12 protein-coding genes are annotated in these 14,266 nt (G+C 63.5%); 8 read left to right on the top strand and 4 right to left on the bottom strand.

The genetic code is table 11. The features are described 5' to 3' along the window. The first annotated feature begins 48 nt into the window (after nucleotides 1–48). Nucleotides 49–1,251, top strand: coding sequence for an MFS transporter (locus ACIQC5_RS17370; RefSeq protein ID WP_400285062.1), 1,203 nt, complete (start codon nucleotides 49–51; stop codon nucleotides 1,249–1,251). Here ACIQC5_RS17370 and ACIQC5_RS17365 read toward each other — a convergent pair. Beyond that, complete coding sequence (locus ACIQC5_RS17365) at nucleotides 1,236–1,871, bottom strand: TetR/AcrR family transcriptional regulator (protein ID WP_400285060.1); 636 nt, start codon at nucleotides 1,869–1,871, stop codon at nucleotides 1,236–1,238. The two genes, ACIQC5_RS17370 and ACIQC5_RS17365, sit on opposite strands and share 16 nt — an antisense overlap. 112 nt (nucleotides 1,872–1,983) lie before the next feature. On the opposite strand from ACIQC5_RS17365, the gene ACIQC5_RS17360 reads away from it, so the two are divergent. Both ACIQC5_RS17360 and ACIQC5_RS17355 read left to right on the top strand, forming a co-directional pair. After that, nucleotides 1,984–3,513 (top strand): APC family permease, encoded by a 1,530-nt coding sequence (locus ACIQC5_RS17360; RefSeq protein ID WP_400285058.1) that lies wholly within the window; start codon nucleotides 1,984–1,986, stop codon nucleotides 3,511–3,513. Beyond that, nucleotides 3,514–4,428 carry a carbon-nitrogen hydrolase family protein gene (locus ACIQC5_RS17355; RefSeq protein ID WP_400285056.1) on the top strand — a complete coding sequence of 305 codons (915 nt, stop codon included), beginning with the start codon at nucleotides 3,514–3,516 and terminating at the stop codon, nucleotides 4,426–4,428. It begins immediately after the preceding gene. 68 nt (nucleotides 4,429–4,496) lie between these two features. Here ACIQC5_RS17355 and ACIQC5_RS17350 read toward each other — a convergent pair whose 3' ends face one another. From ACIQC5_RS17350 to ACIQC5_RS17340, 3 genes are read right to left on the bottom strand one after another with little or no spacing between them, the layout of a single operon-like run. Further along, the gene (locus ACIQC5_RS17350; RefSeq protein ID WP_400285054.1) at nucleotides 4,497–5,393 is read right to left on the bottom strand and encodes an SDR family oxidoreductase; all 897 of its coding nucleotides are present in this window, start codon (nucleotides 5,391–5,393) and stop codon (nucleotides 4,497–4,499) included. A gap of 46 nt (nucleotides 5,394–5,439) precedes the next feature. After that, on the bottom strand, nucleotides 5,440–6,339 hold the full coding sequence (locus ACIQC5_RS17345) for a DUF4389 domain-containing protein (protein WP_400285052.1): 900 nt from the start codon (nucleotides 6,337–6,339) through the stop codon (nucleotides 5,440–5,442). Then, nucleotides 6,336–7,490 carry an NAD(P)-dependent alcohol dehydrogenase gene (locus ACIQC5_RS17340; protein WP_400285050.1) on the bottom strand — a complete coding sequence of 385 codons (1,155 nt, stop codon included), beginning with the start codon at nucleotides 7,488–7,490 and terminating at the stop codon, nucleotides 6,336–6,338. The genes ACIQC5_RS17345 and ACIQC5_RS17340 overlap by 4 nt, the downstream gene beginning before the upstream one ends. A gap of 106 nt (nucleotides 7,491–7,596) precedes the next feature. Here ACIQC5_RS17340 and ACIQC5_RS17335 point away from each other — a divergent pair, with 106 nt between their 5' ends. The 5 genes from ACIQC5_RS17335 to ACIQC5_RS17315 all read left to right on the top strand — a co-directional run bounded on the left by ACIQC5_RS17335 (nucleotide 7,597) and on the right by ACIQC5_RS17315 (nucleotide 14,159). After that, a complete protein-coding gene (locus ACIQC5_RS17335; RefSeq protein ID WP_400285048.1) occupies nucleotides 7,597–8,268 on the top strand; it encodes a TetR/AcrR family transcriptional regulator in 672 nt (223 codons plus the stop codon). An 82-nt stretch (nucleotides 8,269–8,350) separates the two neighbouring features. Beyond that, complete coding sequence (locus ACIQC5_RS17330) at nucleotides 8,351–10,207, top strand: glycoside hydrolase family 15 protein (RefSeq protein WP_400285045.1); 1,857 nt, start codon at nucleotides 8,351–8,353, stop codon at nucleotides 10,205–10,207. 122 nt (nucleotides 10,208–10,329) lie between these two features. Further along, nucleotides 10,330–11,199: a class II glutamine amidotransferase gene (locus ACIQC5_RS17325; RefSeq protein WP_400285043.1), complete on the top strand. Its 870-nt coding sequence runs from the start codon at nucleotides 10,330–10,332 to the stop codon at nucleotides 11,197–11,199. A 43-nt stretch (nucleotides 11,200–11,242) separates the two neighbouring features. Continuing rightward, on the top strand, nucleotides 11,243–11,707 hold the full coding sequence (locus ACIQC5_RS17320; RefSeq protein WP_400285040.1) for a phage tail protein: 465 nt from the start codon (nucleotides 11,243–11,245) through the stop codon (nucleotides 11,705–11,707). Nucleotides 11,708–11,912: 205 nt separating this feature from the next. Continuing rightward, nucleotides 11,913–14,159: a DUF222 domain-containing protein gene (locus tag ACIQC5_RS17315; protein WP_400285038.1), complete on the top strand. Its 2,247-nt coding sequence runs from the start codon at nucleotides 11,913–11,915 to the stop codon at nucleotides 14,157–14,159. Nucleotides 14,160–14,266: the final 107 nt, after the last annotated feature.

Below are 14,266 nucleotides of genomic sequence, written 5' to 3'. Positions count from 1 at the left end.
GACCTGTCTAACTGGATGCTATTAGACAGACCTGTCCAAGGAGTTGTAGTGTCCCGCATCTTGTCACCGAAACAGTCGTTCGCCGGGCTGGCCGCAGTGTTCGCGGCGTTCTTTTTCGCAGCCGGCGCGCCAACGCCACTGCTCTCACTCCGACAGCAAGAATGGGGCTTCTCAGCCGTGATGCTGAGCGTCGCGTTCTCCATCTACGCCATCGGGCTCTTGGCTACCCTGCTGGTGGGCGGATCACTTTCCGACCACATGGGGCGCCGGCCCGTCATGCTCATGGCCCTCTGCGGCGAGCTCGTTTCCATGGTCGTCTTCATGCTTGCGCCGTCCATCGGCTGGGTGATTGTTGCACGCGCCCTCCAAGGTCTCGCAACCGGCCTGGCTACCAGCGCCTTCAACGCGGCCATCGCGGAGCATGCACCCCCACATCTCAAGAAGCTCGCCGGAGGCGTGGCCGGCGCGTCGGTCGCCGGCGGCCTCGGACTGGGCGCACTGGCGACTGGGGCGGCGGTTCAGTTCACCCCTGACGCCAATACGCTCATTTTCGCAATACTCACGGCCGCCATGGTTCTCGCCGTCGTTTTCGTGAGCCTCACAGGCGAGACAGTCGTGAAGGTCCCTGGCGCCCTGCGTTCCCTCGCTCCCCGCCTGAGCCTTCCCGTTCACATCCGCAGTGAGTTTGGCGCGGGCATACCCGTGCACATCGCAGGCTGGATGTTCCCGGCGTTCTTCCTTGGCCTCTCACCGGTGGTTCTCCGACTGCACTTTGGCCTGGACGGAGGTCTCGTGGCGGGCTTCACCGCATTCCTGGGTCCATTCGCGGCGGCTGTGGCCGGCTTCTTCTTCGCGAGACACCCCGCCCGGCACAGTACCCTGGTTGGCTTGTCCCTCATTTTCGCCGGGATAATCGTGGTCTTCCTCGGCGTCGGCGAACGGTGGCTACCAGCGATGTGGATCGGTGCTGTACTTGGCGGCATTGGCTTTGGTGGCTCATTCGGAGGGCAGCTTCGGTTGATCGCCCCACACATCGCACCGCAGCAACGCGCCGGCGTCTTCGCAGGAATCTACACCGCCGCCTACCTGGCCTTCAGCCTGCCTGTCATCATCGCAGGACAGCTCGCACCGCTGTTGGGATTGGTTCCAACCGTCCTGGCCTACGCTGCTGCCCTCATGGCGTTCGCCGCCGTCGGCATCATCATCCAAGCCAAGCGCCTGCGGCAGGATACCGCCTACGCTGCTGCGTGACGGCCGCCAATCAATTCCATCAATGCTTCGCTTTTGATCCCCAGCAGAGCCGCAGCCAGGCTCCCCATCAGGTCCAGCACGTACTCGCTGCTGGCGCTCCCGGCCAGGACGTCCATCACCAAGCCGTCCTCTTGGGCAACAAGAGTTCGAGCGATCTTGTCCGGGTCCAGAACGGGCGAAAACTCGCCCGAGCGGGTTCCGGCGTCGATGATGTCACGGTAGACGCGCTGCTGGGCTGCGGTGAGTTCCTCCTGGATCCGGCGCTGCTCCGAGTCCCGCAGCGAGTGGGCCCAATATTCGTACAGGATGCGGGAAACGTCGTCGTCCAAGCCGGCGGTGGTGCCCGCGCAGATCACCGCAGCGAGCCGGGCCGTTGGGTTCATGTCTGCGTCGACAGCTTCTGAGAGCTTCTCCAGGAACCTGACGGACGACGCCTGAACCGCCGCGGCGATGATTTCTGCGTGGCTGCCGAAATAGTAGAGCACCGCGTTGGCAGCCATTCCCGCTTCTCCTGCGATCGCGCGGAGGGTCGCCCCTTCGGCGCCGTCGCGGGCGGCCACCGCCTGCGCGGCGGCAACGATCTCCCGGCGCCGGTTTTCCTTCTTGTCTGCCTTGGGCACTGCCGCTCCCCCTGTGGATTCTGCGCTTCCTGTTGACATTGACTCTAGACGGGTATTGAATGGCATTCAAATTTGAATGTGATTCAAATAACTGATTCAACGAGGAGTCTCCGTGTCACATCCCCCTCCCATGCTCACCAAAGTCCCAACCTCCAAAGGCCTCAAGTCCGGATCCATCGGCATCGGCCCCACCGTTGCTCTTGGACTGGCCGCAGTTGCACCGGCGTACAGCCTGGCCGTCACGCTTGGCTTCGTTGTCCTGGCTGTTGGAGCGAGCACGCCCGCCGCGTTCCTGCTGGGTTTCGTGCCGATCCTGTTCACGGCCCTCGCCTTCCGGGATCTCAACAAGGAAATGCCCGACTGCGGCGGTGTGTTTGTCTGGATCACCCGCGTCTTTGGGCCGTCCGCAGGATGGTTCCTCGGCGGCTGGGTTCCGCAGATGGCCACCTTCATAGCGAGCGCCGCCTTGGCCGAGGTGGCCACGACGTACCTGCTGAACTTCCTTGGGCTCGCATGGATCGCCGCCGAACCGATCGCCGTGGCAGCCATCGCCTGCGGCCTGATCGCCCTCAGCGCGTTGATCGCGGCGAGGGGAATCGAACTCTCAGCCTGGGTCCAATACGCGCTGATCGCCCTTCAATTGGTTGCACTCGGCGGATTCTGCATCGCAGCTTTTGTTGCCATGGCCTCCGGCACCACGCCCGATGGAGCTGAACCACCCACCCCGGAGTGGTTCAATCCCTTCGCTTCGGGCGACATGTCCGGATTGGTTTCGGGAGTGATCCTCTGCCTGTTCATCTACTGGGGCTGGGACGCGCTGATTGCAGTAAATGAGGAAACGACAGACCGTAAAGGCACCCCGGGAAAGGCTGTCGTCATCACCACCGTCATCCTCCTGGTGTTCTACGTCGTAACGGCGACTGCCGCCGTCGGATTCGCCGGAACCGCCGGCATCACCAACCCCGAAACCGTCTCAGACGTACTCTCCGTGCTCGGCCCGCAAGCAACAGGCGGCCTCTTCGGCCAAGTGATCATCCTCGCCGTCGGGCTTTCCGCGCTGGCAGCCCTGATGACAGTAGCCGTAAGCACACCACGGTCCTGGCTGAGTATGGGAACCTACGGCGCCCTGCCGCGCGCCACCACCAAAATGCATCCCACCAGGGGAACACCTACCACCTCCATCCTGTGGTGGGCGCTGATCACCATGGCCATCACGCTGGTGCTGACGGCCATCAGCGCCGACTTCATCGGACTCGCCATCCTCTCCGTGGGCTTGATGATCGCCGCGTATTACGCAGCAACGGCGTTGGCCTCCGTGGTGTACTTCCTCCCCCAGATGCGCACATCTGCATCGGCGCTGCTCCTCAAGGGCATCCTCCCGGGCCTCGGCGCCCTGCTGATGATCGGCGCCTTTGTGTACAGCGCCGTCGACATGCTCTCACCTGAGTACGTCGGCCTGTCCTGGCTGGGTATCGGATCCGTCTTCTGGATCGGCATCGGCGCCATTGCCCTGGGCCTGCTGGTCACCGCCACCATCCGGCCCAGGTTCCACCGCTACTTTTCCGGAACGACGATCCCGCGCGGAAACGTCGCCACCCGTCAAGAACTTCCGTCTATTCTCAGCAACGAAACCGAGGCATAAATGCGCGTCCTGTCCATTGCAGCAATTCAAACCAACCCCGTCCCGCATGATCTCGAAGCAACCTGGGCCCGCTTCGCCGCGCAGGCCGAGTCAGCCAAGAAACTTGGGCCCGAGGTTGACGTCATCGTCGTCCCCGAGTTGCTGTTGTCCGCCCCCGGCGAGTTCCTGATTCCCGATCCGGAGGGCGAAACCCGCTCGGCAGCGCCGATTCCCAGCCCCCTCACGGACCGCATCTCGGCACTCGCCCGCAAACTCAACGTATGGCTCGTCCCCGGCTCGCTGTTGGAGACGGAGAACGGGAACACCTACAACACGGCCATTGCGGTATCCCCGACGGGCGAAATCGTGGCCCGCTACAGGAAGCTCTTCCCGTGGCGGCCGTTCGAAACCACCACTCCCGGAGACTCGTTCGTCACCTTCGATATTCCCGGCTGCGGGCGCATTGGACTGGCCATCTGCTTCGACGGCAGCTTCCCGGAGGTTGCCCGGCAGCTTGCCTGGCTGGGTGCCGAGGTCATCATCCAACCGACGCTGACCACCACCCGCGACAGGTCCATGGAAATCGTCATGTCGCAGGCCAACGCTTTCGCCAATCAGGTTTACGTGGTGAACGTCAACGGCGCCGCGCCTTCCGGAGTAGGCGAAAGCGTGATCGTGGACCCGGAAGGAACCATCATGCAGCATGCCCGGGGCGGGGAAGAGATCCTGTTCGCCGTGCTGGACCTGGACCGCGTCACCCAGCTCCGTCGCTACGGAACGCACGGGATCAACCGGCCATGGGCCCAATTGCAGGACCAGCAAGGAATACTTTCCTTCCCCATGTTTGGCGGCGCCCAGTTCCAGACCCCGGCATGGATCAGCGAGGAATCCGACGCCGGCCGCGATCGCAGCGAGGTATCTGCCGTGGCCAACTGAACGGCACCCAACGCAACAACCGCACGACGGCGACCTGCCGCCGTCGTGCGGTTCCTGCGCCGTTTGGGTCAGTGACCGAAGCGGCCGGCGAAGCGGGCGATCGCGTCTTCCGGGGTCGGCGCCGGTCCAAAGACTTCTTCCTGGCGGCTGGTGTTGGCGACGTATCTGCCGGTATCGAACCAGGCAGCCATACTCGCCATGTCGCTCACCAGCGGCACGAATTTCGCCGTGACCTTGCCCATGACGCGGAGAACTCCCGTGGGGACGGCCATGACCTTGATCGGCTTGTCCCCGTGCTTGGACGCCAAATCCGCGGCCTCAAGCATGCTGACAGGGCGGGACCAGCCGATATCAATGCGTTCGCCGTCAACGATGTCCGCATCGACAGCTTGGGCCAAATACGCCGCGAGGTCGCTGGTCAGGACGAAGGTGAGAGGCTTGCTTTTGTCGCCCAGCCACATAATTCGACCCTTCTCTATCGGGTCACCGCCCATCCCCGCGATCTGGTCGAAGAAGGCGCCTGGCCGCAACGCCACAAAGGGGACACCCAGCTCCTGGAGCTTGTCCTCGGTGAGCTTCTTGTGCCAGAAGTGTGGAACTTGGGGCGTCTGATCACTAGTGAGGATGCTGATGAGCACGAACCGCTTCACGCCTACATGGTTGGCGGCGACTGCCAGATTGCTGTTGCCGAAGGTGTCGATCGCTTCCGCGTTCTTGTCGTTCCGCGTGTAGCCGGCCGCCGTCGAAATGACGGCCGCGACGCCGGTCATCGCGGCGATCAGGGACGCAACGTCCAGCATGTCGCCACGGGCTATCTCGACGCCCTTGGCTTGGAGTTTGTCCGCATTCGACGACCGCCGCACCAGCGCCCTGACGCTCTTGCCGCGCTTGAGGAGCTCATCCACCACTTGACTGCCCAAATAGCCTGTGGCGCCGACTACGAGGACCGGTTTCTCTCCAGCCATGGTTTCTCCTGGAACTAGTTGCTACCAACGAAGTTTCCGGTGGGGACTAGCCTAACGCCCCGGGCCGGCCAGGTGGATCGAGTGGTCCTTGGTCCAGCCGGAATGGCGGATAGTTGTCGCGCATGAGGGCCGCGTAGGTGATGGTCCTGTAAATCCACCGGTTGATCCCCATGATCAGGTTGAACAATCCCACGCGGTAGACACCCGTGAACAGCAGGATCACGGCGGTGATGAACACGAGAACACCCAACAAGGACAACCCGTTGGTGCCGCCCTGGGTTGAGGAACTCCAGATGCTTCCCGTGATGAGACCAACGATCACCAGGTGAGGCAGGGCAAGGAGCCAGGACTTTACCAGCACCTTCCAATGGGAGAGCTTCTCCGGATAATCCACCTCAAACGTGGCCGGATAGTCGGTGTGGGCAAGCGTGAAGGGTGGGTACTGATCCGTACCCATCACACCGTTCGCGTAGAAGGCCACCCGCCAGTTCCAGCGCATCACGCCAACCGTGAACTGGAAGAGCGAGGCCGGGTAGCGGCCGGTGAAGAGTATCGCGAAGCCCGCAGCGATGGTGACCACCACAAAGGCAAACCCGAGGAAGGCCAGCACCATGTAGTGCGGGATGGCCAGGAACCATTTGACGAGCCACATCCACCGGGACAGGTTCGGATCCAGCTGCCCCTCAAGCCGTGCCGGATATGCCGCTCCGTTAGTGGCCAACCGGGGTGGAATGAGCATCCTGCGGCCAAGTCCCGCGGCTCCGAACACGATTAACGTCAATCCGACCACCAGCATTGCGAGCCCCACCAGGACCATGCCGGAGTTGGCAAAGACCGCAAAGGAGCCGGCCGCCAGCAGATCTCCGAGGATCAGGACCGTCATGCTTCCCGGGCTCATCCGCTCAGTGGGCGGGTAGGAGAACCTCTCTCCTGGATTCGTGCTCATGACGCAGACCCTTGGACCCCGGGGACCTCATGCACCGTGATCGCGACTTTCCCACGGACTTTGCCGGCATCGAAGTAGCGCATGGCGTCAGGAACCTGTTCCAGCGGATAAACACGGTCGATCGCTGGGACAAGGGATCCAGCCTCCAAGATCCCGGCGAGATATTCGAGGTCATCCGAACCTTCCGTACCAAAGATCATCGTCAGCTTCTGGCCGATGAACGGCGACAGCGCCAACGCGCGCAACTGCCGGTCCAAACCGCCGGTCAGCGGTCCGCCCTCCTCTCCGCCGGTGAGGACGGCCGTGCCGCCGGGCGTGAGGGCTCGGCGCAGGCGTTTGATGCTCGGATTCCCTGCGATGTCGATGATGACGTCGTAATGCTCGCTTCCATCGGCGAAGTCCTGGTGGGTGTAATCGATGACATGGTCTGCCCCGAGCGAGCGGACCATGTCCATCTTGGAGGTACTGCAAACACCGGTCACCTCTGCCCCGGCGGCCTTGGCAAGCTGCACCGCGTAACTGCCCACCCCGCCCGAGGCTCCCAGGATCAGGACCTTGCGGGCTTTGGCGTTTGGGTCTGTGTCTTTGGTGTTTGGGTCTGCGCCTATGGTCTGAATCGTGTCGTTGGTCTGGCCGGGGTCTGCAGACTGATTCGGGTTCAAGCCGGCAGCGCGCAGGGCTTGAAGCGCTGTGCAGGCAGACACTGGCACCACCGAGGCTTGCTCAAAACTGATGTTCGTCGGCTTCAGGGCGAGCTGGTTCTCGCGCGCTGAGGCGTACTCAGCGAAAGGCCCCTTCGCCACACCGAACACCGGATCTCCGACAACGAAGCGGGTCACTTTTGCTCCGACGGCCTCTACGGCGCCCGCCACATCCAGCCCTGGGACCGGGTACTTGGGGGACCTGAATCCATACGCCAACCGCAGCACATAGGGCAGGCCGGTAGTGATATGCCACGTCCCGCGATCCAACCCTGCAGCGTGGACTTTCACCAGGACCTCGTTTTCGGCGATCTGCGGCCGGGGAATCTGCGCCAAGTGCAGGACATCCGCCGGGCCGTAGGCCTCGAACACGATGGCCCGCATCGTAACTTCCTCCGTGGATGAGCCGCTGGAAACAGGGGTCTCCTGGGCTTGCTGACGAGAGGTCATGACCATTCCTTTCACAACTGTCCGGGGGTTCAGCGACGTTTCGTACGCTGTACTAAAGGGAGGGTATCGTACAATGTACTAAACCGCTATAGTCCGAGGAGAATCAGTGTCCACCACCACGCCGCAGCGACTTCCGCTCAGCCGGGAAAGGGTGCTTGAGTGCGCCTTGGATCTAGCCGACAGGTCCGGACTCGCTGCGCTGACCATCCGTTCCCTCGCGCAGAACATGGGCACCAAGCCGATGTCCCTGTACTACTACGTGGCCAACAAGGACGAGATCCTGGACGGAATCGTGGACTTGGTCTTCAGCGAAATCGAGTTGCCCTCCGCTGCAGGTGACTGGCGCGAGGAAATGCACCGGCGGGCCCACTCAGTCCGTGCATCGCTCAGGCGCCACCCGTGGGCTGTAGGGCTCCTGGAAAACCGCACGTCCCCCGGACCTGCCACCTTGCGACACCACGATGCAACGCTCGGAACGCTGCGGGCAGCGGGCTTCTCCGTCCAGGTGACAGCCCACGCCTATGCCCTGCTGGACAGCTATATCTACGGATTCGCCCTTCAAGAAGCAGCCCTGCCGTTTGAAGGCCGCGATACCGCCGCCGAGATCACCAACCCGATCCTTGAGCGCTTCTCCACCGGCGAGTACCCCCACCTGGTGGAAATCGCGATGGAGCACGTCCTCAAACCCGGCTATGACTTTGGCGATGAATTCGACTTCGGCCTGGAACTCATCCTTGACGGACTGGGAAAGTCGATTCCGAGCGGGGGCGCTGGGTAGTACCTCTTGATCCGTTGAGCCGCGACGGCCAAGAGCGTACGGTCAGGGCATAGTCGACGCCGTCCCGGAAGGGTGTGGGTTCATGGCCGGAATTGAGGACTATGCGATCATCGGGGACTTGAACACAGCGGCCTTGGTCGCGCGCAACGGCTCCATTGATTGGATGTGCCTGCCTCGTTTCGACTCGCCCGCTTGCTTCGCCGCCCTGCTGGACACCGCCGAAGCCGGACGCTGGCTCCTGGCACCTGCCGACGTCGAAAATTGCACGCGACGCCGCTACCGGCCGGACACGCTCATCCTTGAAACGGAATGGGAAGTGGACGGCGGGGCTGTGCGGGTCACGGACTTCATGCCGGTACGTGACGACGCCGTGGATCTGGTTCGCATTGTCGAAGGACTCGCGGGCGAGGTCGCGATGGCCATGGAACTGGTCCTGCGCTTCGACTACGGCCGCGTGGTGCCCTGGGTTCGCCATACCCGGCACGGAATCAGTGCTGTGGCCGGTCCGGATTCTGCCTACCTGACCACACCGGCTCCACTGAGAGGGGAAGACCGGCGCACGCTGAGTGAATTCACAGTCCGGGCTGGCGAGCGCATCCCCTTCGTGCTGCGCTGGGCGCCAAGCCATCAACGGGAGCCACGCCGAATCGAGCCCGAACGTGCCCTTGAAGCCACCACATCGTTCTGGCTGCAATGGATTGCCCGCAGCGAGATGGAAGGCAAGTACAAGGAACCCGTCGAGAGATCCCTGATAACGCTCAAGGCGCTGACCTACGCTCCCACCGGCGGCATCGTCGCTGCCGCCACAACGTCCTTGCCCGAACAGATCGGCGGGACGCGTAACTGGGACTATCGCTACTGCTGGCTGCGGGACGCCACGCTGACCCTGCAATCGCTCCTCGCCGCCGGGTACACCCAAGAAGCAGCGGCGTGGCGGGACTGGCTGCTCCGGGCCGTCGCCGGCGACCCGTCTGAGCTGCAGATCGTCTACGGACTCGACGGCGCCCGAAGACTGCCCGAATACGAGGTCCCCTGGCTTGCCGGCTACGAAGGATCCAAGCCGGTGCGCATCGGCAACGCCGCCGCTCCACAACTGCAGTTGGACGTGTGGGGCGAAGTACTGGACGGACTCTCATTGACGCGTGCGGCGTCCCCGCCCGGCACCGTTGACAACTCATGGGACATCCAAGTGGCCTTGATGGAGTACCTCGAGGGGGCATGGAACCAGCCGGACAACGGGCTCTGGGAAGTCCGCGGACCCCGCCAGCACTTCACGCATTCCAAGGTCATGGCATGGGTGGCCGCGGACCGGATGGTCAAGGCTGTTCGGACCTTCGGCCTTCCCGGCCCCGGGGACCGTTGGGCGGCGCTGCGCGACCAGATCCACTCCGACGTCATGACCCACGGGTTCAACGACGAGCTCAACACGTTCGTGCAGGCCTATGGCAGCAAAGAACTGGATGCGAGCCTGCTGTTGATACCCCGCGTCGGATTCCTGCCCCACCGGCACGCACGCGTGGCGGGAACAGTGAAAGCGATTCAGGAGCGGCTCACAGACGACGGCCTGGTAATGCGTTACAGGACCGAGTCGGGCCACGATGGCCTCCCCGGCGATGAAGGCGTGTTCCTTGCATGCTCCTTCTGGTTGGTGGACGCGCTGCTGGGCATTGGCCATGCAGGCCAAGCCACCGCACTGTTCGAACGGCTGCTTACCTTGCGCAACGATGTTGGGCTGCTCAGCGAGGAATGGGATCCACGAACGCAGCGGCAGCTCGGCAACACACCTCAAGCCTTCAGCCATTTCCCTCTCATCCACTGCGCGCTGCAACTGCACCACGGCACAACCCATGACAGTGACACACCGCTCCGCCGGCCAAAGCACCCGGAGCACGGGACCGATCAGTTGCCCAAGGAAGCTGGCGAGCACGCTCCGGGCTAATGAGGAACCTGGAGCCGCGTTGCGAGGCCCGTAGTGCGTGCTTTTGCTGGGTTTTAGGGCGCAGAACGGGCCCCGCAACGGGTACCGTAAACAGCACGGAGGTTGCGACGAAAGGCTTTGCCATGTGCCGACTCTTCGGACTGCACGCTGGTCCCTTGCCGGTCCGCGCCACGTTCTGGCTTTTGGACGCGCCGGACAGCCTCTCCCGGCAGAGTCGCAAGGAGCCCGACGGCGCCGGCATAGGAACGTTTGATGGTGACGGGAATCCTCGGGTTGCCAAGCACCCCATCGCCGCATGGGAAGACCACGCGTTCGCGCGGGAGGCACGCGACCTGAAAAGCACCACGTTCCTGGCCCACGTGCGGTACGCCAGCACCGGCGCACTCACGCTGGTCAACACGCACCCCTTCGAACAGGACGGCCGACTCTTTGCCCACAACGGCGTACTTCAAGGACTGTCCCGGCTGGATCAGCGCCTGACCGAGCTTGGCGTGATGGACCTCGTGCACGGTCAGACCGACAGCGAGCGACTCTTCGCACTTGTCACGGCCGAAACCCGCAGGGCGGAGGGCGACGTCGGAGAAGGCATCACGCAGGCCATCACGTGGATCGCCCGGGAGCTGCCCGTCCTCAGCCTTAACTTCATCCTTACTACCGCTGAAGATGTCTGGTGCCTCAGGTACCCGGCAACCCACGAGCTCCACATACTGGAACGGGACCCGGCAAAATCTCCGGACCCGCCCGCACCCCTGGACGCCCGAAGCAGCCGGATCCACTCCCGCAGCACGGAACTTTCCCGCTCCCGGCACGTCCTCATCGCTACCGAGCCCATGGATCACAACCCCGACTGGCGGCCCATGGCATCCGGGGAACTGGCGCACGTCGGGCCGGACTTGGCGGTGACTTCCACCTTCCCCTTCCCGGACGCCCCGACGCATCCGCTCACGCTGGCCGACCTGGCGCCGTCAGCCGCAGAGTCGCAGAAGCCTTGACCACGTTATGGTTGGTCCCAACACATCTGACGAGGAGAGCGCATTGCCGTACACCGTTGACTTCAAGAACGTCTCCACCGGTGGTTTGGAATCCTCGCCGGTCGCCGAGACGCTGGCCGGCTTGCGCGCTAACGAGAGCCGCTACTACTCGAACAAGTACGGCCATGACTTCACTGTGAGTCCTGCGAGCGAAGTTCCGGAGGTGGTGGACTACGTAAGCCGCATCCTCAAGGAGGAGCGCGACATCGTTATCGAGTCCCGCCCGCTCGAAGCGACAACGTTCGAAGTCGACGGTTTGCGGATGACATATGTGTTTTACGAATCGGGACTAGCCATCAACGTCATGTACAGCATCGAGGACGGTGGGAAGCGAGCTGTTGGATTCAAGCTTTCGGACGGCATGGAAATCCCGGAGGAGTTAGGCACACGCTTTAAGTTCGCCCGCCAGAAGTCGAAGCTGGCCGGCGTCATCCGCGGTTCCTACTTTGTGATCAAGGGCGAGTACTGACCGCCCTGCAAGGCGACCTGCCGCCGTCGTGCGTTTTTATCCCAGCAAACACCGGGATCATGGGCGTTCGAAGCCGGGTTTGGAACTCCGTTAGTGGATGGTTTCGAGTTCCTGAAACACCATAGGGAACCGGGCGTAGTCCCTGTTAAGTGGGCGCTTTTCAACCGACGCTAATAATGTCAGAGCCTGGTGACATGGTTGATTCATGGAAGGCATTGGGCAGGTCGCAGCACCTCGGACGGTAGCGTCGGGTGTGGGTTTTGCGCTCGGACGCGGGAAGTCGCGTCGGGCCAAGACCATACCTGCCCGTCTCGCGGAGGCATACCAGCGCCCGACGTCGATGCTCGCCCCTTCGGATAACCCGAGGACCGCTGAGCTGCTTCGCGGTCTTGAATCGATCATGATGCAGGGGAAATCCCAGCCATCCTCGCACGAGGCCGCGGCTGGCCGGTCTCGTGGGGATCAGCCCCCTGCCGGCGGTGAAGATTCAAATCCCGGCTTTCCCGCTTCTACATCGTTGGCCGGGTCCGTGGAGGCAGCGATCTGCGCAGTACACCTCTCGCGCTCAGTCGCCGCCGAGGCGCGGTTGTTTGGTTTCGTCGAGGCCGCGGATTTCGCGGGCCGGGTCGAGGAAATCTCCCGTGTTGTCGAGTACCTGCAGGTGGTCGCCGCGCAGGCAGTCGAACGCACCCGCAGCCAGGCCCAACACGGGCAGGCCTCGTCGGCGCCGGGGTGGCAGTCAGGCTGGACCGACACTGCAGAGCAGCCCGCGGCCGGACCGGGATCTGAAGCGGGTTCTGGAGTGGAGTCTGGAGTGGGGTCTGGAGCCGGGGCGGGGTCTGGGTTCGGGGCTACCGCGCAGTCTGCGGAGTCTGCGGCTGCGGCTGGGTTTGCTGCGGCTGGGTTTGCAGCTGCTGGATCTGCGCCGGGAGTTTCCGCGAGGACTACCGAGGGGTCTGGGTTCGGGGGCTCTGGCAGGACCGCGGAGGGCGCTGGCGCATCGGGCAGGCCGGGCACCGGTGCGGGTGCGTCGAATCCGCTCGATGACGGATACCGGAACGCCGCAGAATTCCTGCGCGCCAGGTTGCGGATCGGCATCGGGGAAGCCCGGCGCAGGCTCGCCCTCGCCCCGGAAATCCTGCCCCAGACAGGAATGGCCGGGCAACAGATCCCAGCCCGGCGCGAAGTCCTGGCCCACGCCGTCGAAACGGCACAGGTACCTTCCCGGTCCGCGACCATCATCAGCACCGCCCTGGAGAAGATCCGGCACCTCACCGACGAGAACACCATCACGAACATCGAACGCGCACTAACCCGCACAGCCCTCGAATCCGACCCCGACTTCGTGATGCGAATGGCCAAACGCTGGACCGACGCGATCGACCAAGACGGCCCCGAACCTTCCGAAGAAGTCCTGCGCCAACTCCAAGGCGTGTTCCTCCGCAAACCCCGCTACGGACTGCACCACCTCGAAATCTTCGCCACCGCCGAACAATACGAAACCCTCTCCACCATCATGAACACCGCCGCCAACCCCCGCCTGAACAGCACCCCCAACGGAAACGACCACACCGAAGACAACAGCAACAGCGAAGCCAACAGCAACAGCAACGCCCGCAACAACAGCAACAACAACAGCAACGGCGTGGGTTGCGGGACCGGCGGAGGCACCGCAACCACCATCGGCCAGGAAAACAGCGGGAACAGCACCGGAACCGGCGGCAACGGTGCTGGGCAGGAAGAAGGCAGGTCAACAGGCGGCACGCACTGCACCGAAGGCCCGGACCTGGACCGGCGCTCCCGGGCCCAGAAACTACTCGACGGGCTCGTCGGTGCCTGCCGGATCGCCCTGACCACCGGGAACCTGCCCGCCAACGGAGGCCTCCGCCCCCAAGTCACCGTCACCATCGACCACCGCGACCTCCTCCAACACCTCCAACACGTCGAACACCTCGAACGCGAGGGAGTACTCGGAGGTCCCGGTCGCTTCGGATCCTCCGGCTCCCCCGCGAACCCGCCGCTGAGCTCCGGAACAGCAACCTTCGGCGGCCCGATCCACCCCAACACCATCCGCAAGATCGCCTGCGACGCGGACATCATCCCCGTCCTGCTCGGCAGCGAATCCCGCATCCTGGACATCGGCCGCACCACCAGGATCTTCCCACCCCACATCCGCAAAGCCATCGCCGCCCGCGACGGCGGCTGCGCCTTCCCCGACTGCACCATGCCCGTACCCTGGTGCGAAGCCCACCACATCACCTACTGGTCCCACGGCGGCGGCACCTCAACCGAGAACGGCACCCTGCTCTGCAGCCACCACCACCACGTCATCCACAAAGAACAATGGCACATCAACATGAAAACCGGCGTGCCCTGGTTCACCCCACCACCACACATCGACCCCACCCAAAAACCCCGACGCAACCACCACCACACACCCATCAGGACCTGAGGGGCTGGCGTGATCCAGTCGTGCCTTGACGGGTTACAGCGGCACATATCTACTTGCAGCGGGTTGACGTGGAAGTCCGCGTCTCTGCTCGCCGCGCCCAACTTGCA

The sequence above is a fragment of the Paenarthrobacter sp. NPDC092416 genome (assembly GCF_044755025.1).
Taxonomy (GTDB): Bacteria; Actinomycetota; Actinomycetes; order Actinomycetales; family Micrococcaceae; genus Arthrobacter.
The sequence above is the reverse complement of the archived record's forward strand: the minus strand, read 5'-3'. Positions and strand labels throughout refer to the sequence as shown.